The sequence below is a fragment of the Providencia sp. PROV114 genome (genome assembly GCF_032704305.1).
Classification (GTDB): Bacteria; Pseudomonadota; Gammaproteobacteria; order Enterobacterales; family Enterobacteriaceae; genus Providencia; species Providencia rettgeri.
Genome location: NZ_CP120528.1, coordinates 3,588,882 through 3,604,774, shown reverse-complemented (window position 1 = coordinate 3,604,774; position 15,893 = coordinate 3,588,882). Strand labels below are relative to the sequence as shown.

Genomic DNA, 15,893 nt, shown 5'->3' with positions numbered 1-15,893 from the left:
AATGAATTTTAGCGGAATCTGGGGTTGATGGAGAAAAAGTTAGTCCTAATTCTTAAGTTAAAATTGTATTTAACATATTGTAATAACAGTATTTATTGGAAAGGTTGTAAAAGAAAAAACGCCACTTATTGTGGCGTTTAAATCAGTTGATATAAATTACTTTTTCACTTGAGGTAATTTAACGCGTAATAGGCGCACTGCGTTTGCTGTTACGAGTGCTGTTGCACCGGAGTCAGCAAGAACGGCGACCCAAAGCCCGGTAATTCCCAACAAACTGGTGACGAGGAATACGGCTTTTAACCCTAAGGCAATCGCAATATTTTCACGAATGATTTTTCGTGTTGCGCGAGATAGCGCAATAATCTCTGCGAGCCCAGTTAAACGGTTATGAGTTAACGCGGCATCGGCAGTCTCTAATGCCACATCCGTACCACTGCCCATGGCAACACCGATACTAGACGCTTTCATTGCTGGAGCATCATTAATGCCATCACCGACCATCATCGTGCTGTGGTTTCGGTTAAGCTCCATAACCGCAGTGACTTTATCTTCCGGTAATAACCCTGCGCGGTATTCCATGCCTAATTGGCCTGCAATAGCACTTGCTGCTCGAGGGTTATCACCTGTCAGTATCACGGCATTCACGTTGAGCGCTTTTAGCATGCTCATCGTATCCGCAGCATCTTTGCGCAATGTATCTTGCAGTGCGGTTAAACCAATCACGCGGTTATTTTCGAGTGTGACAACAACGGTTTTCCCTTCTGCTTCTAGGGTTTCTACTTTACTTTGCCACTCACTGTTTAATGGCGTATCAAGGCGGTTTGGTGCGCTAACAAGGATATGTTTGTTATTAAGGTATCCTTCAATTCCTTTTCCTGCCAGTGCCTTACGCTCTTGCGCTTCAGTGACAGTCAAAGAAAGTTCTTCCGCTTTATTAACTACTGCTTTAGCAAGTGGGTGGTGAGAGCCAACTTCAACAGATGCGGTGATTTGTACTAATTCACTTTCTGACAAGCCTTCAACAGGGACTAAGTTAGTGACATGGGGTTTACCTTCTGTCAGTGTGCCCGTTTTGTCTAAAGCAATGGTCGTGATAGTTCCCAGTTGCTCCAATGCGGCTCCCCCTTTAATTAAAGCACCGCGCCGTGTAGCAGTTGCTAATGCGGAGGTGATTGCTGCAGGGGTTGAAATCACTAATGCACAAGGGCAACCAATCAATAACAGTGTTAACCCGCGATAAATCCATGTTTCCCATGGTGCGCTGAAGAAAATAGGTGGAATAACAATCACTAATGCGGAAATCAGCATGATGATTGGTGTGTATACACGGCTAAAGCGATCAATAAAACGTTCTATTGGTGCGCGACGTTCTTCTGCTTCTTCAATCAGCTGTAAAATGCGGTCAATCGCATTTTGACCCTGCTCTGATACCACCTGCATTTGAACGGCTCTATCAACAGATAAGCAACCTGCAGCCACTTTATCTCCAACATTACGTTCGACAGGTACAGACTCACCCGTTAACGCACTTTCATCAAAGCTGGCAAAACCAGATACTAACACGGCATCGGTAGGTAAACGCCCACCTGGTGCGATTTCGATAATGTCCCCGGGACGTAACTGCGCAACAGGAATAGTTGTTTTTTGCCCATTTTTGATTAAAACGGCATCTTCTGGAACCAGTGCCATTAAGGCGCTAACACCTCGTCTGGCCCTTCCGGCAGAATAAGATTCCAACATTTCGCCTAACATAAACAGTAAGATAACCATTGCGGCTTCTTCTGTTGCTTGAATAAAGATTGCGCCTATTGCGGCAACCGTCATCAATGTTTCGATGGCAAAAGGTGAACCCGTTCGCATTAAGCGTAATGATTTACGGGCAATTGGGTATAACCCAAACAGGGTGGTTAAAATAAAGGCAATATTACCCAACTGTGGATTGATAAATTCAATCCCCCAACTAATAGCCATTAAAATCGCTAAAATAATGACGGGCTTAGCTTCACTAATTAAGCTTGGTGGAGCTGCTGCCGCACTATTGCTACCGACTTCAAGTAATTCATAACCCGCAGTTTCAACGGTAGAGCGAACTGCCACACTAATATCTGTGTTGGCATCAACCACAAGTTTTTCTGTGGCAAATAATACTTTGGCTTGTTTTACTTCACTGATTTGCTTAACTGCAGTTTCAATTTTATTTGCGCAACTTGGGCAATCCATACCACGGATTATCCAGCTAAAGCGCTGGCTAGCCGCTTGGGTAGGCTCAACTTCATTCGCGACATCCGGAGTTAAACCACAGCTATTACCATGCTGGTGGTTATGTCCCTTGTGATGATTGTCATTTACTGCATGCTCATGTGCAGAATGGCCCCCGATATGATGATGAGCTTCTTCATCGTCATCAGGGTTTTTCTTCACTGTACTGTGCTCGGAAGTATGTGAGTCGTTACTCACTTTTTTGTCATTTTCAACGATAGCAGATGAGCAAGTACTGTTACTAGAGCAACAAGAACTGCTATGTACATGATTTTCTTTATGAGAGTGTGAGTGCATAAGCGCCCCCTTATCAAACAATGATTCGTTTTATCATTCATTGTTGATAAGTCTACACTCTGGAGTCTACTCCAGAGTCAAACCAAAAAGGGGGAGCCAATTGATAAAATTCTCAAATAGCACTTTTAGTCAATTGGCTTAGTCTTTGCGGGTAGTAATTACAAGTAAATTGCCCGCACAATAAAGAACTGCCCAAGGAAATAGAGCGCTGCAACAACAGCTTTTGAAGCTTTAAATGGAAGACGGAATCGAGCAATTAGCCAAACACAGTTAGAAAGAAATAGCAGAGATGCACCAACCATGATTGAAAAATTATATTCACGGCCGAGACCAAAATATTGGTCACCAGCAACCCATGCCATAATCATACACATTATTAGTGATGCAAAAACAATGGCTTGAAGATTTTCAAGTTTGCCCCAAATAAACACTAAAGTAATGGCAGCGACAATCAGAGGGGCGGCTAGCCAAGGTAGATAGAGCCCGAAATTTAGCTGCATTCCAAAGCTGATGGTGTAAATCAAATAACTTAAGAACATCAATGCGACAGAAGCTAGTAAGTGCTCACTTGAAAGCATACGAGAAAGATCTGCAACAAGAGAAACTAGCAATCCAGCAAGAATGAGGTAGTTTTGCAGGTTAAGATCATCGGAACTCCACCCCCAAAGTAATAAAAGCAGCAGTGTGATCGGGCGAAATAACCAACGTTGCCACCCAGGTCCTCGGTAGGCGGCATCGACATATAACCAACCAGAAAAGAGTACTGCGAGGAATGGCCAACTAATCATATACACATCCTTATATGTTCAATGAATGACACGGCAGTGGTCTGGCAACTTAGAAACGTGTCCTGTTTAGTTAAATAAGATAAACTATCATGACGGATTTTTTAAGTGAAAAGCATACATTATGAACAAGCCCATACTATTGATCATTGTTTTAGCGGTTATTGCGGTTCTTGCTACTAAGCGTTTTTTTGACCAACGCAAGCAAAATGAAATTAATGATAACTCTTTGCTGGTGAGCTATTTGGTCAAGGTGGATAACAAAAAGGATTACCCTTATCCTAATATGCGTTCTCGTGAACGAGATGTTGTTTCCCCTGAAACCTTCCGCTATGAAATTTATTTCAAAACGCGCTCAAGCGGCGAAATTATCAAAACGATTGTGACAGAAGAACAATACCAAAGCGTAGCGTTAGGCAGTGAAGGAAAACTCACGATGCAAGGAACTCGGTTTATTCGTTTCGAGCCTGCATCATAAAGTTTTTACTGGTCTGATTGCCTTTTCTTTGCTTCTTCTAAAGCGGCTTTGGTTTTTTTCTGCATGGCTAACATTTCGAATACGCCAAAAAAGAAAATGCGTAGTTGAACTAAACCAGAGATTTTTTCCCCTTTAGGAAGCGTTGCTTTTAGGAAAATAGTTTGCAGTGCATGCATAAATACCATGAACACCATTGCAATATCCATGAAATATTTCAATGGCTTAGGGAATGGATGGACGAGGTTAAAGACCATAAAACCCCAAACGCAAATCATGAGCAGGCGTCCAATATTGATAAACATGTTTTTGTCCCTAAAGTGAAGTTCGAATAAAAAGGCGATATGCGACTTGCCCAGCTATTTTTTCGCGATGAAGTTGCCAGTTAGCTGGAATGTCAGTAAGTGGTGACTCCGCTTCTGACTCAACGTATATCCAGCTTTCTTCAGCTAACCATTGATTTTTTTCTAACAATTGAATGGTTTCATTGAGCAGTCCTTTGCGAAATGGTGGGTCAATGAAAACGACATCAAAAGGTGTACCTGCTTGGCTTAAAAAATTTAGGCTGTTGTGATTCACTACGGTTGCGTTATCAGCTTGTAAGCGAGTTTTATTTTCAGTCAATAATTGGGCGTTGTGTTTATCGAGCTCAATAAAGGTGACTGTTTCTGCAAAACGAGAAAGTGCTTCAAAGCCCAGTGAGCCACTGCCTGCGAAGCAATCTAAGCAACGCGCATCTCGAATGATTGGCATCAACCAGTTAAATAACGTTTCTTTAATTCTGTCTGTAGTTGGGCGTAAGCCCTCACTATCACGAACTGGCAGCTTTCTTCCGCGCCATTTTCCACCGATAATACGAATTTGCCCTAAAGAGGGGGATTGTGGTTTTTTTGCCATAATGTTTATTGCTGCTTAACGGGTTTATGTACTTAAATTTGATTGTTACTATTGTATACCTGTCAGGCGATAAGTTGCAGTGTTGTTATCTCTGATTGGCCGTATTTCAATTATAGTGCTTCATTTTCACAGTTTTAACACGAAAATTCAGATTAAATTGGCAGGATTTTTCTTTCAGATATGTGTTGCTGAGCGATGAAATGGTAGACTGCATATAATTTTATTGCGATTTGATTATCGAGTGCCATATTTTTACCGCGAGGAGTGTAGTGGCAAATGGCTAAAGACAAGAAAAAAGGTTTTTTTTCATGGTTGGGGTTTGGGCGTAAAAATGAAGAAGAAACCCAGCAACAAGAGCAACAACAAACTCAACAAAATGATGTGGTTAATGACGTCGAAAACCAATCAACCCATGAAGCTGCGGTTGATGCCGCAACAGCCGAAGCGGAACGTCAACATCAAGCTGAGCAAGCTGCTATTAAAGCGGCAGAAGATGAAGCTCAGCGTCAGTATGAAGCACAACAAGCTGCGATTGATGCGGCAACCGAGCAAGCAGAACGTGAGCGGGAAGCTAAACTAGCAGAGCTTCAAGCTGCCGAAGAGCAAGCGGAACAAGCACGCCAAGAAGCCGAAGAGAAAAAACTGGCGGAAGAAAAAGCCGAGCGTGAACGCCAAGAAGCGGAAGCAATGCGTCTTGCTGAAGAAGAAATGGCACGTCAGCGTCAAGTTGAGTTAACTGCGATTCAAGCGGCAGAGGAAGCGGAAGAGCAGCGTCGCCAAGCAGAGTTAGCTGCAATTCAAGCTGCCGAAGAACAAGCCGAACGCGAACGTCAAACAGCAGAAGCGGCGCGTTTAGCGGAAGAACAAGCCGAACGCGAACGCCAAGCAGCAGAAGCGGCACGTTTAGCGGAAGAACAAGCCGAACGCGAACGCCAAGCAGCAGAAGCGGCGCGTTTAGCGGAAGAACAAGCCGAACGCGAACGCCAAGCAGCAGAAGCGGCGCGTTTAGCGGAAGAACAAGCTGAACGCGAATGCCAAGCAGCCGAAGCAGCCCGCTTAGCGGAAGAACAAGCCGCCGAAGATGCGAGAATTGCAGAGGAAGAAGCTGAAGCTGAGCGCTTACGTTTAGAAGAAGAAAAAAATAATTTACCAACAGAGCAAGAAAAACCTAAAAAAGAAGGTTTCTTTGCTAGGCTAAAGAAAGGGTTATTAAAAACTCGCCAGAATTTAGGTTCAGGTTTTTTTGGGCTGTTTTCAGGTAAAAAAATTGATGATGACTTATTTGAAGAGCTTGAAGAGCAGCTATTGATTGCTGATGTCGGGGTTGATACCACTCGCAAAATCATTGATAACTTAACGGCACATGCGAGCCGTAAAGAGCTCAAGGATGCAGAAGTGTTATATGGCAAATTGCGTGAGGAAATGTCTGATATTTTAGCGAAAGTGGATAAACCACTCGTGATTGAAGACAAAAAACCCTATGTTATTCTTATGGTTGGTGTTAACGGGGTCGGGAAAACGACAACAATTGGTAAATTAGCACGTCAATATCAGTCGGAAGGGAAAAGCGTCATGTTAGCCGCGGGGGATACTTTCCGTGCAGCAGCCGTTGAGCAACTTCAAGTATGGGGAGAGCGCAATAAGATCCCTGTGGTCGCTCAACATACTGGCGCAGATCCTGCATCGGTTATTTTTGATGCGATTCAATCAGCGCAGGCGAAAGGGGTTGATGTTTTAATTGCAGATACCGCTGGGCGCTTACAAAATAAATCGCACTTGATGGAAGAGTTGAAAAAAATTGTCCGGGTGATGAAAAAACTCGATGAAAATGCTCCCCATGAAATTATGTTAACGCTAGATGCAAGTACTGGACAAAATGCGGTAAGTCAGGCAAAACTTTTTGATGATGCGGTCGGTTTAACAGGTATAACATTGACTAAGCTCGATGGCACAGCAAAAGGTGGCGTAATTTTCTCTATTGCCGACCAATTTGGTATTCCAATTCGTTATATTGGTATTGGTGAGGGTATTGAAGATTTACGTCCATTTAAAGCAGATGACTTTATCGAGGCTCTATTTGCCCGAGAGGAATAATTTTCGATGATTCGCTTTGAACACGTTAGTAAAGCTTATCGCGGTGGCCGCCAAGCACTCCAAGGGGTTGATTTTCATCTTCAACCTGGAGAAATGGCATTTCTAACAGGCCACTCAGGCGCAGGTAAAAGTACATTACTTAAACTGATTTGTGGAATTGAACGCCCAAGTGCGGGTCATATTTTATTCAATGGTCATGATATCAGCCGCTTGAAAAATCGAGAGATCCCGTTTCTGCGCCGGCAGATCGGGATGATTTTTCAAGATCACCACCTGTTATTTGATCGAACGGTATATGACAATGTCTCAATGCCGCTAATCATTTCTGGTGCTAGTACCGAGGATATTCGTCGGCGAGTTTCCGCTGCATTGGATAAAGTTGGGTTATTGGACAAAGCGAAAAACTTCCCAATTCAGTTATCTGGTGGGGAGCAACAACGTGTCGGTATTGCCCGAGCGGTGGTGAATAAACCAACGATGTTATTAGCGGATGAACCAACAGGTAACCTTGATGGTGAATTGTCTGAAGGAATCATGCGTTTATTTGAAGAATTCAATCGTGTAGGGGTGACCGTTTTAATGGCGACCCATGATATTGCATTGATTGAGCGTCGTAACTGCCGTGTTCTTACATTGAGTGAAGGTCGTATGCTTGGAGGTCAACATGGCTAAGAATGTCCGTAAAAGCAAGCCGGAACGAGCCAAGCAATCGAAAAGTAAAGCATTAAAAGGCGGTTGGAAAGAGCAGTGGCGTTACTCGTGGTTGAATGCGCTCGCTGACATGCTAAGACAGCCTTTGGCCACCTTTTTGACTATCATGGTTATTGCGATTTCACTCACATTACCGAGCCTTTGTTATATTGTGTGGAAAAACGTTTCGCAAGCCGCGGAGCAATGGTATCCAACACCACAACTCACTGTTTATCTTGATAAATCTCTTGATGAACAAGGTGGGCAAAATGTAGTAACACAACTGCAGGCTCTTGATGGGGTTGACCATGTGAATTACCTTTCACGTGACCAAGCCATGAGTGAGTTTCGCAGTTGGTCCGGTTTTAGTACTGCACTCGATATGCTAGAGGAAAACCCACTGCCTGCAGTCGCAATAATTACGCCTAAAATTGATTTTGAAGGTTCTAATGTATTAACAACACTGCGTGATAGAGTCAGCCAAGTCGATGGCATTGAAGAAGTTCGCATGGATGATAGCTGGTTTGCGCGGTTAGCTGCACTAACGGGTTTGGTTGGGAAAGTTGCTTCTGTCATTGGGGTTTTAATGATTGTGTCACTATTCCTTGTGATAGGTAATAGCGTACGGCTCAATATTTTTGCTCGCCGCGATACGATTAATGTGATGAAGTTAATTGGTGCTACTGATGGGTTTATCATGAGGCCATTTTTAAATGGTGGCCTTGTATTGGGTGCATTAGGTGCCATTATTTCCCTAATTATGACCTTTCTACTTGTTTGGCAGTTAGCGGACGGTGTGGCAAAAGTAGCCAGTGTATTTGGTACGCAATTTCAGATTGAAGGATTGTTATGGGAAGAGTCTTTATTGATTCTACTGTTATCCGCTATGGTTGGTTGGATAGCGGCATGGTTGGCAACACTTCAACATTTACGACACTTTACACCTGAGTAATATGTTGTTTTTTCATCATTTTTATTCAAGAGTCATGATTTGATTATATCATGACTCTTTGATTCTATTGCAAATTTTCGTTAAAAATGAACTTAGTCTGAATTGTTTTGTCCTACATTGACCTACTGTTAACAAATTTTGTATATAATTTATTTAACGCGGTTAAACTGGTAGACTAAAAATGTTTACCTCATGGCTAACCAATGCGGTTATCAATACAAACTAATCTGTTTCCTATTATTTTATTGAGGATCTGAATGACCAAAGACATGCAATCATTAGCTCTTGTTCCACAAGGAAGTATTGAAGCCTATGTTCGGGCTGCTAATGCTTACCCGATGCTCACCGCTGAGGAAGAAAAGGAACTTGCTGAACGGCTGCATTACCATGGTGATCTGGATGCTGCAAAGCAACTGATCTTATCGCACTTGCGCTTTGTTATTCATGTTGCTCGTAGTTATGCAGGGTATGGTTTACCACAAGCTGACTTAATTCAGGAAGGTAATATCGGCCTGATGAAAGCGGTGCGTCGTTTCAATCCTGAGGTTGGCGTTCGTCTTGTTTCCTTTGCGGTTCACTGGATCAAAGCTGAAATTCATGAATATGTTTTACGTAACTGGCGTATTGTCAAAGTCGCGACAACAAAATCGCAACGTAAGCTATTCTTTAACTTAAGAAAGAATAAAAAGCGTCTTGGTTGGTTTAACCAGGACGAAGTTGATATGGTTGCCCAAGAGTTAGGGGTAAGTACTAAAGATGTGCGTGAAATGGAATCACGTATGGCTGCACAAGACATGGCATTTGATATGTCAGATGACGATGACAGCAGTGATTTTGGTGGCCCTGTAGCCCCAGTCTTATACTTACAAGACAAAGCATCAGACTTTGCTGGTTCAATTGAAGATGATAACTGGGAAAGCCATGCAACTGACCGCTTAGCAGATGCGTTGGATTCTTTGGACGAGCGCAGTCAGGATATCATCCGAGCTCGTTGGTTAGACGATGACAACAAAACGACGTTGCAAGAACTCGCTGATAAATACGGTGTTTCTGCAGAGCGTGTTCGTCAGCTTGAAAAGAACGCAATGAAGAAGTTGCGTTTGGCGATGGAAGAAGACGAAGATAGCGAAATGTAATTTATGACTGGCCAATTCGTTGTTCACTAAAATTATCTGCATTTATTACCCGTTAAGAGGTGGATAAATGCAGATAATCATTTCTACTTTTACATTTTTTATTGTTCAATTAATCACCGTATAACTCTAGCGGTAAGCCATCGGGATCTGTGAAAAATGTAAAACGCTTTTGGGTATAGGGGTCGATGCGTATGGCCTCACAAGCCACACCTTGCTCAGTTAAATAAGCTACCCATTTATCTAAATCATCAACACTGAAGGCTAAATGGCGCAGCCCCGTGGCTTCAGGATAACTCAACCTTGCTGGCGGATTAACAAAACTGAATAATTCAATTTGGTAATGTTCACCAAAGGCTAAATCCGCTTTCCATGAATTATTTTCTGGGCGGAAATGTTCTTCAAGTAGATTTAACCCCAAAATACGGCAATAAAAATCCTTACTGACCTCAAAATTGGATGCAATAATAGCAACATGATGAATTTTATTTAACTTCATGCTGTTTTTCCCCATATATCAGGTTGTGCGGTGGTATTGAAGCCATTAGCAGCCAAGAATAGCCGCACCGCTTCTTTTTCTTGTAGGGCTACCCCGCTAATATCAAATTTCCATAGTGTAATGTCAGGAATAGCTTGGCAAATTTCTTCTAATAAATATGAGCCAACACCGCGTCGGCGAGTGACCTCTCGTACGCAAAAATCCTGCAAAGTGGCAGTGTTATGATCCACCGTAACTTTTGCAGCTCCAAGAAGGCGTTCATTAAAACGGGCGGCATAGAATAGGTCACCTGCTTTGCACATTTTGGCTAGTTCAAAAGGACTCTGGTCAGGCCAGATTTTATGTAAGTCCAGATATTGTTGCTCAGTAGGATTGACCAGCGGGATAATAGTAAGTCTCATGATATTTTGTTTGTTTCCCTGTAAGAGTTGCAGTCACTCATCCTGCCAGAGTGATCTACAACCGATTTTTTGATTTTAGAGAGAAAAATTTGGTGATACTGAATTTTCCGAATTTCACTCGGATTAATTTAAATTTAACCCGAATATAACACTAGTATTTACAAAAAACCTACTTTAACACATCAGTTTTTTATTCTGCTTCTAATGTAAAAACCTGCCATATACATTTGCTATTTAGCATAATTATCTTGTTTAATGTTATGAAATATATAGCCTTATTCGCTGTATTTTGAAATCTCAGGCATTGTACCTGTCAACTATAATAATCTACTACAAATCAAACACAAACACTCAGAACCACGAAGACGGGGACGATAAAATGAAGAATATGAATAAAGCATTATTAGCGGGCTGTATTGCGATGGCATTCAGTTCAGCAGGATGGGCAAAGGAAATTAAAATAGCGGTTGTTGGCGCGATGTCAGGGCCTGTAGCTCAATATGGTGATATGGAATTTACAGGGGCACGCCAAGCGATCGCAGATATTAATGCTAAAGGTGGCATTAATGGAAACACATTAGTGGCAGTAGAATATGACGATGCCTGTGACCCGAAACAAGCGGTTGCGGTGGCAAATAAAGTGATTAACGATGGTATCCGCCATGTTATTGGGCATTTATGTTCCTCTTCAACACAGCCGGCATCCGATATTTATGAGGATGAAGGTGTCATTATGATCACCCCAGCTGCAACTAATGCGGATTTAACCACACGTGGTTATCAAATGGTTCTGCGTACAACCGGTTTGGATTCGGACCAAGGACCCACTGCAGCTAAGTTTATTATGGAAGATATCAAACCAACTCGTATTGCTGTTGTGCATGACAAACAACAATATGGGGAAGGTTTAGCCCGTTCTGTACGTGAAAGCCTCAATAAAGCTGGCGTTAAAGAAGTGATGTTTGAAGGGGTAACGGCGGGTGACAAAGACTTTTCCGCTTTAGTGGCAAAATTGAAGAAAGAGAATGTTGATTTTGTTTACTTTGGGGGATATTACCCAGAGATGGGGCAAATTTTACGCCAAGCGAAGCAAGCTGGCTTGAATATTCGCTTTATGGGGCCTGAAGGCGTCGGTAACTCTTCATTATCAAATATTGCAGGTGATGCCTCTGAGGGCATGTTGGTAACTTTACCAAAACGTTACGACCAAGTTGCGACTAACCAACCAATTGTTGATGCCATCAAAGCGAAGAAAGAAGACCCAACAGGGCCATTTGTTTGGACAACTTATGCTGCTATCCAAGGTTTAACGACGGCAATGGAGCGTACTGGCAGTATTGAGCCTGAAGATTTAGTGAAAGACCTGAAAGCAAATCCGGTCGAAACTGTCATGGGAACATTAAGCTGGCAGCCAAACGGTGACCTGAAAGGGTTTGAGTTTGGTGTATTTGAGTGGCACAAAGATGGGACTTCCACCTCTGTAAAATAGTACTCAGCAGTGTTCCAGCATAGTGAATAAGAACCGGAAGTAAGTCACTTGCTTCCGGCTTCTGTTCTCTATAGAGGACAAGTAGTTCGAAAGGATAGTCTTATGTCAGATCAAATTCTGTATTTTATTCAGCAACTTCTGAATGGTTTAACCCTCGGTAGCACTTATGCACTGATAGCTATCGGCTATACGATGGTGTATGGCATCATTGGGATGATTAACTTCGCCCACGGCGAAGTGTACATGATTGGTAGCTATGTCTCTTTTATTGTGATCGCAGGCTTAATGATGCTTGGGATTGATATCGGTTGGCTCCTTGTTGCTGCGGCCTTCATTGCGGCAATTGTGGTCTCTAGTGCCTATGGTTGGAGTATTGAACGGGTTGCTTATCGGCCGGTCCGTCATTCTAAGCGATTGATTGCATTGATCTCTGCGATCGGAATGTCTATTTTCCTGCAAAACTATGTCAGTTTGTCACAAGGTTCGCGTGATTTAGCCCTACCCAGTTTGATTACAGGGCAATGGGTTCTCGGTGAAAGCGATGGTTTTGAAGCCACGGTGACTAAGATGCAATTGACCATCTGGGTGGTTACCGTGCTTGCGATGTTAGCTTTGACGCTATTTATTCGCTATTCAAAAATGGGAAGAGCCTGCCGAGCTTGTGCAGAAGATCTTAAAATGGCTAGCTTATTAGGCATTAATACCGATCGCGTCATTTCATTGACCTTTGTTATCGGTGCCGCAATGGCGGCTGTAGCGGGTGTGCTATTGGGGCAATTTTATGGTGTGATTAACCCCTATATTGGTTTTATGGCAGGAATGAAAGCATTTACTGCGGCGGTATTAGGGGGAATTGGGAGTATTCCCGGCGCCATGTTAGGTGGTTTAATCTTAGGTGTTGCAGAAGCGATGACCTCTGCATATTTAAGTACAGAATATAAAGATGTTGTGTCATTTGGTTTATTGATTGGTGTGTTGTTAATCATGCCAACCGGCATTCTGGGACGCCCGGAGGTCGAAAAAGTATGAGAAAAGAAAATTGGATTAATGCCATTGTGGCTTCAGTGACTTTTTTCGTATTGGCTCTGTTCATGATGGGGTTGCAGCTCGCTCTTGATGGCACAAAACTGGTTGTTACGGTTGGGGATTCTGTACGTTGGAACTGGATCATTGCGGGTATTATTGTCATCTTTGTTTACCAGTTGGTTCGTCCGACATTAAATAAAGTATGGCAAGGAGTTCCTAAAAAGGCGTGGGCGATCCCTGATTTTGATGGTTCGACAGCCAAGCAAAAGATTCTTGCAGCTGTAATTATTATTGCCGCAATTATTTGGCCGTTTATTGTTTCTCGCGGAAGCGTGGATATTGCCACCCTGACATTAATTTATGTGATGTTAGGCTTAGGGTTAAATGTGGTTGTTGGGTTATCTGGGTTACTGGTTCTTGGGTATGCCGGCTTTTATGCCATTGGTGCTTATACTTTTGGTTTATTAAATCATTACTATGGTTTTGGTTTCTGGGAAAGTTTACCGATTGCAGGGTTAACCGCTGCGTTAGCCGGTTTTTTATTGGGATTCCCTGTTCTAAGGTTGCGGGGGGACTATCTTGCAATAGTGACGCTCGGCTTTGGGGAAATTGTTCGTATTTTATTACTGAATAATACCGAAATCACTGGCGGGCCAAATGGGATCAGTCAATTACCGAAACCGACTTTCTTTGGTTTGGAATTTAGCCGTACCGCTAAAGATGGCTGGGATACCTTCCATAACTTTTTTGGCTTAGATTACAGCCCTGGTGACCGTATTATTTTCCTGTATTTTGTCGCCTTGTTATTAGTAGTCTTAACTTTATTTGTTATCAATCGCTTACTGCGTATGCCATTAGGTCGTGCATGGGAAGCATTACGCGAAGATGAAATTGCCTGTCGCTCATTAGGGCTAAGCCCAACTCGAATAAAATTAACCGCATTTACTATTAGTGCGGCCTTTGCGGGATTTGCAGGGACGTTATTTGCCGCACGACAAGGCTTTATCAGCCCAGAATCTTTTACCTTTGTGGAGTCGGCATTTGTGTTAGCCATCGTCGTTTTAGGGGGAATGGGCTCACAAACTTCCGTGATTTTAGCCGCAATTATCTTAGTCGTATCACGGGAAATGATGCGTGACCTTAACCAATACAGCATGCTGTTATTAGGGGCATTGATGGTGCTGATGATGATCTGGCGACCACAAGGCCTATTACCGATGAAACGTCGTCAAATGCAGGTGAAAAAAGTCCCTGAAGGGGAGGGCGTATGAGCCATATAACAACGCCTTTGCTACAAGTTAATGGCTTAACAATGCGTTTTGGTGGGTTACTTGCCGTCAACAATGTTGAGTTAACCATTAATCAAGGGGAAATAGTTTCACTGATTGGCCCGAATGGGGCGGGTAAAACCACCATTTTTAACTGTTTAACGGGGTTTTATAAGCCGACCAGCGGCACGATTTTATATCGTGAAAAACACCTTGAAGGGCTGACAGGGCAGTCTATTGCTCGCCTTGGCGTCATCCGAACATTTCAGCATGTGCGGTTATTTAAAGAAATGACGGTGATTGAAAATTTACTTGTGGCGCAACATCAACATTTAAAAAGTGGTATTTTTTCTGGGCTATTGAAAACCCCTGCGTTTCGTCGGGCAGAGGCTGAAGCGCTTGATAATGCGGTAAAATGGCTTGAGCGTGTTGATTTACTCCCCTTTGCCAATCGACAAGCGGGTAATTTAGCCTATGGGCAGCAGCGTCGGTTAGAAATTGCTCGCTGTATGGTCACTCGCCCTGAAATATTAATGTTAGATGAACCAGCAGCAGGTCTTAACCCTAAAGAAACCAATGACTTGGATGACTTGATTGCTGAGTTACGAACTCATCATAATGTTTCAATTCTCTTAATTGAACATGATATGAAATTAGTCATGGGAATTTCAGATCGCATTTATGTCGTGAATCAAGGAACGCCATTAGCGAATGGGACACCGAGTGAGATCCGTCAACATCCTGATGTGATAAAAGCCTATTTGGGGGAAGCTTACTGATGCTAGAGTTTAAAAAAGTTTCTACCCATTATGGAAAAATTCAAGCACTACATGAAATTAGTTTGAATATCCAAAAAGGTGAAATTGTGACCTTAATTGGAGCAAATGGTGCAGGGAAAACCACCTTGCTCAGTACGCTTTGTGGCGATCCACGTGCATCGGAAGGCCAGGTCATCTACCGAGGTGTGGATATCACCCAATTGCCCACCTCGAAAATTATGCGTGAAGATATTGCATTAGTACCTGAAGGGCGACGTGTATTTTCTCGTATGACAGTGGAAGAAAACCTCGCAATGGGGGGCTTTTTTGCCGATCGCCAACAGTACCAAGAACGTATTGAGCGAGTTTATAAGCTATTTCCAAGGTTGTATGAGCGTCGAAGCCAGCGTTCAGGAACGATGTCTGGCGGTGAGCAACAAATGCTAGCGATAGGCCGTGCTTTAATGAGCCAGCCAGAGTTACTCTTACTTGATGAGCCATCCTTAGGCCTTGCTCCCATTATCATTATGCAAATTTTTGATACGATTCAGCAGCTACGCGAAGAAGGAATGACAATTTTCCTTGTCGAACAAAACGCCAACCAAGCGTTGAAACTCGCAGACCGTGGTTATGTGTTGGAAAATGGGCATATTGTGTTGGAAGATAGTGGCAAAGCGTTGCTAGCGAATGAGGCAGTACGAAGCGCCTATCTAGGCGGCTAAAATTTTCGTCATCCTTCACGCTGTGGCGTTGTTGGCTTCACTCGGCTGTTTGGGTCACATACTTATGTATGCTCCCCAAGCTATCCTCATTTTGCCGCCTAGCCACAACGCGAATGATTTAGAAAATTAAATCATCATTCACTTTTTC

Annotated in this window: 16 protein-coding genes; 10 read left to right on the top strand and 6 right to left on the bottom strand. The window is 43.0% G+C overall.

Annotation, left to right across the window (positions count from 1 at the left end; genetic code table 11):
• Positions 1–156: 156 nt before the first annotated feature.
• Positions 157–2,556: a zinc/cadmium/mercury/lead-transporting ATPase gene (locus P3L37_RS16170; RefSeq protein WP_110731660.1), complete on the bottom strand. Its 2,400-nt coding sequence runs from the start codon at positions 2,554–2,556 to the stop codon at positions 157–159.
• A gap of 158 nt (positions 2,557–2,714) precedes the next feature.
• Complete coding sequence (locus P3L37_RS16165; protein WP_004908138.1) at positions 2,715–3,344, bottom strand: lysoplasmalogenase; 630 nt, start codon at positions 3,342–3,344, stop codon at positions 2,715–2,717.
• Between the two features lie 121 nt (positions 3,345–3,465).
• Here P3L37_RS16165 and P3L37_RS16160 point away from each other — a divergent pair, with 121 nt between their 5' ends.
• Positions 3,466–3,819, top strand: a complete 354-nt coding sequence (locus P3L37_RS16160) for a DUF2500 domain-containing protein (protein ID WP_109911656.1) — start codon at positions 3,466–3,468, stop codon at positions 3,817–3,819.
• A 5-nt stretch (positions 3,820–3,824) separates the two neighbouring features.
• On the opposite strand, the gene P3L37_RS16155 is transcribed toward P3L37_RS16160, so the two are convergent.
• Positions 3,825–4,121 (bottom strand): DUF1145 family protein, encoded by a 297-nt coding sequence (locus tag P3L37_RS16155; RefSeq protein WP_004908141.1) that lies wholly within the window; start codon positions 4,119–4,121, stop codon positions 3,825–3,827.
• A 10-nt stretch (positions 4,122–4,131) separates the two neighbouring features.
• Positions 4,132–4,713, bottom strand: a complete 582-nt coding sequence (gene rsmD, locus P3L37_RS16150) for a 16S rRNA (guanine(966)-N(2))-methyltransferase (RefSeq protein WP_164529175.1) — start codon at positions 4,711–4,713, stop codon at positions 4,132–4,134.
• A 276-nt stretch (positions 4,714–4,989) separates the two neighbouring features.
• Between rsmD and ftsY the strand changes: the two genes are divergently transcribed.
• The 4 genes from ftsY (at position 4,990) to rpoH (ending at position 9,585) form a co-directional block, all read left to right on the top strand.
• Entirely contained in the window at positions 4,990–6,807 is a 1,818-nt protein-coding gene (gene ftsY, locus P3L37_RS16145; protein ID WP_110731661.1) for a signal recognition particle-docking protein FtsY, read from the top strand.
• Between the two features lie 6 nt (positions 6,808–6,813).
• Positions 6,814–7,479, top strand: coding sequence for a cell division ATP-binding protein FtsE (ftsE, locus tag P3L37_RS16140; RefSeq protein ID WP_004908148.1), 666 nt, complete (start codon positions 6,814–6,816; stop codon positions 7,477–7,479).
• Positions 7,472–8,449, top strand: coding sequence for a permease-like cell division protein FtsX (ftsX, locus tag P3L37_RS16135; RefSeq protein WP_109911659.1), 978 nt, complete (start codon positions 7,472–7,474; stop codon positions 8,447–8,449). The genes ftsE and ftsX overlap by 8 nt, the downstream gene beginning before the upstream one ends.
• A 257-nt stretch (positions 8,450–8,706) precedes the next feature.
• Positions 8,707–9,585, top strand: a complete 879-nt coding sequence (gene rpoH / locus P3L37_RS16130; RefSeq protein ID WP_004908152.1) for an RNA polymerase sigma factor RpoH — start codon at positions 8,707–8,709, stop codon at positions 9,583–9,585.
• Between the two features lie 109 nt (positions 9,586–9,694).
• On the opposite strand, the gene P3L37_RS16125 is transcribed toward rpoH, so the two are convergent.
• On the bottom strand, positions 9,695–10,081 hold the full coding sequence (locus P3L37_RS16125; protein ID WP_004908154.1) for a VOC family protein: 387 nt from the start codon (positions 10,079–10,081) through the stop codon (positions 9,695–9,697).
• Positions 10,078–10,482, bottom strand: coding sequence for an aspartate 1-decarboxylase autocleavage activator PanM (panM, locus tag P3L37_RS16120; protein WP_109911660.1), 405 nt, complete (start codon positions 10,480–10,482; stop codon positions 10,078–10,080). The genes P3L37_RS16125 and panM overlap by 4 nt, the downstream gene beginning before the upstream one ends.
• 379 nt (positions 10,483–10,861) lie before the next feature.
• Between panM and P3L37_RS16115 the strand changes: the two genes are divergently transcribed.
• The 5 genes from P3L37_RS16115 to livF all read left to right on the top strand — a co-directional run bounded on the left by P3L37_RS16115 (position 10,862) and on the right by livF (position 15,745).
• Entirely contained in the window at positions 10,862–11,971 is a 1,110-nt protein-coding gene (locus P3L37_RS16115) for a branched-chain amino acid ABC transporter substrate-binding protein (protein ID WP_004908157.1), read from the top strand.
• A gap of 102 nt (positions 11,972–12,073) precedes the next feature.
• Complete coding sequence (gene livH, locus P3L37_RS16110; RefSeq protein ID WP_109911661.1) at positions 12,074–13,000, top strand: high-affinity branched-chain amino acid ABC transporter permease LivH; 927 nt, start codon at positions 12,074–12,076, stop codon at positions 12,998–13,000.
• A complete protein-coding gene (locus tag P3L37_RS16105) occupies positions 12,997–14,268 on the top strand; it encodes a high-affinity branched-chain amino acid ABC transporter permease LivM (RefSeq protein WP_109911662.1) in 1,272 nt (423 codons plus the stop codon). The genes livH and P3L37_RS16105 overlap by 4 nt, the downstream gene beginning before the upstream one ends.
• On the top strand, positions 14,265–15,044 hold the full coding sequence (gene livG, locus P3L37_RS16100) for a high-affinity branched-chain amino acid ABC transporter ATP-binding protein LivG (RefSeq protein WP_272667408.1): 780 nt from the start codon (positions 14,265–14,267) through the stop codon (positions 15,042–15,044). Before P3L37_RS16105 ends, livG begins: the two co-directional genes overlap by 4 nt.
• Positions 15,044–15,745, top strand: coding sequence for a high-affinity branched-chain amino acid ABC transporter ATP-binding protein LivF (gene livF / locus P3L37_RS16095; RefSeq protein ID WP_004258508.1), 702 nt, complete (start codon positions 15,044–15,046; stop codon positions 15,743–15,745). The genes livG and livF overlap by 1 nt, the downstream gene beginning before the upstream one ends.
• Positions 15,746–15,893 lie beyond the last annotated feature (148 nt).

What these genes read in the sequence shown, in the direction of transcription:
- P3L37_RS16170 (WP_110731660.1), bottom strand. Translation starts at nt 2,556, where the DNA reads ATGCACTCACACTCTCATAAAGAAAATCATGTACATAGCAGTTCTTGT.
- P3L37_RS16165 (WP_004908138.1), bottom strand. Translation starts at nt 3,344, where the DNA reads ATGATTAGTTGGCCATTCCTCGCAGTACTCTTTTCTGGTTGGTTATAT.
- P3L37_RS16160 (WP_109911656.1), top strand. Translation starts at nt 3,466, where the DNA reads ATGAACAAGCCCATACTATTGATCATTGTTTTAGCGGTTATTGCGGTT.
- P3L37_RS16155 (WP_004908141.1), bottom strand. Translation starts at nt 4,121, where the DNA reads ATGTTTATCAATATTGGACGCCTGCTCATGATTTGCGTTTGGGGTTTT.
- rsmD (WP_164529175.1), bottom strand. Translation starts at nt 4,713, where the DNA reads ATGGCAAAAAAACCACAATCCCCCTCTTTAGGGCAAATTCGTATTATC.
- ftsY (WP_110731661.1), top strand. Translation starts at nt 4,990, where the DNA reads ATGGCTAAAGACAAGAAAAAAGGTTTTTTTTCATGGTTGGGGTTTGGG.
- ftsE (WP_004908148.1), top strand. Translation starts at nt 6,814, where the DNA reads ATGATTCGCTTTGAACACGTTAGTAAAGCTTATCGCGGTGGCCGCCAA.
- ftsX (WP_109911659.1), top strand. Translation starts at nt 7,472, where the DNA reads ATGGCTAAGAATGTCCGTAAAAGCAAGCCGGAACGAGCCAAGCAATCG.
- rpoH (WP_004908152.1), top strand. Translation starts at nt 8,707, where the DNA reads ATGACCAAAGACATGCAATCATTAGCTCTTGTTCCACAAGGAAGTATT.
- P3L37_RS16125 (WP_004908154.1), bottom strand. Translation starts at nt 10,081, where the DNA reads ATGAAGTTAAATAAAATTCATCATGTTGCTATTATTGCATCCAATTTT.
- panM (WP_109911660.1), bottom strand. Translation starts at nt 10,482, where the DNA reads ATGAGACTTACTATTATCCCGCTGGTCAATCCTACTGAGCAACAATAT.
- P3L37_RS16115 (WP_004908157.1), top strand. Translation starts at nt 10,862, where the DNA reads ATGAAGAATATGAATAAAGCATTATTAGCGGGCTGTATTGCGATGGCA.
- livH (WP_109911661.1), top strand. Translation starts at nt 12,074, where the DNA reads ATGTCAGATCAAATTCTGTATTTTATTCAGCAACTTCTGAATGGTTTA.
- P3L37_RS16105 (WP_109911662.1), top strand. Translation starts at nt 12,997, where the DNA reads ATGAGAAAAGAAAATTGGATTAATGCCATTGTGGCTTCAGTGACTTTT.
- livG (WP_272667408.1), top strand. Translation starts at nt 14,265, where the DNA reads ATGAGCCATATAACAACGCCTTTGCTACAAGTTAATGGCTTAACAATG.
- livF (WP_004258508.1), top strand. Translation starts at nt 15,044, where the DNA reads ATGCTAGAGTTTAAAAAAGTTTCTACCCATTATGGAAAAATTCAAGCA.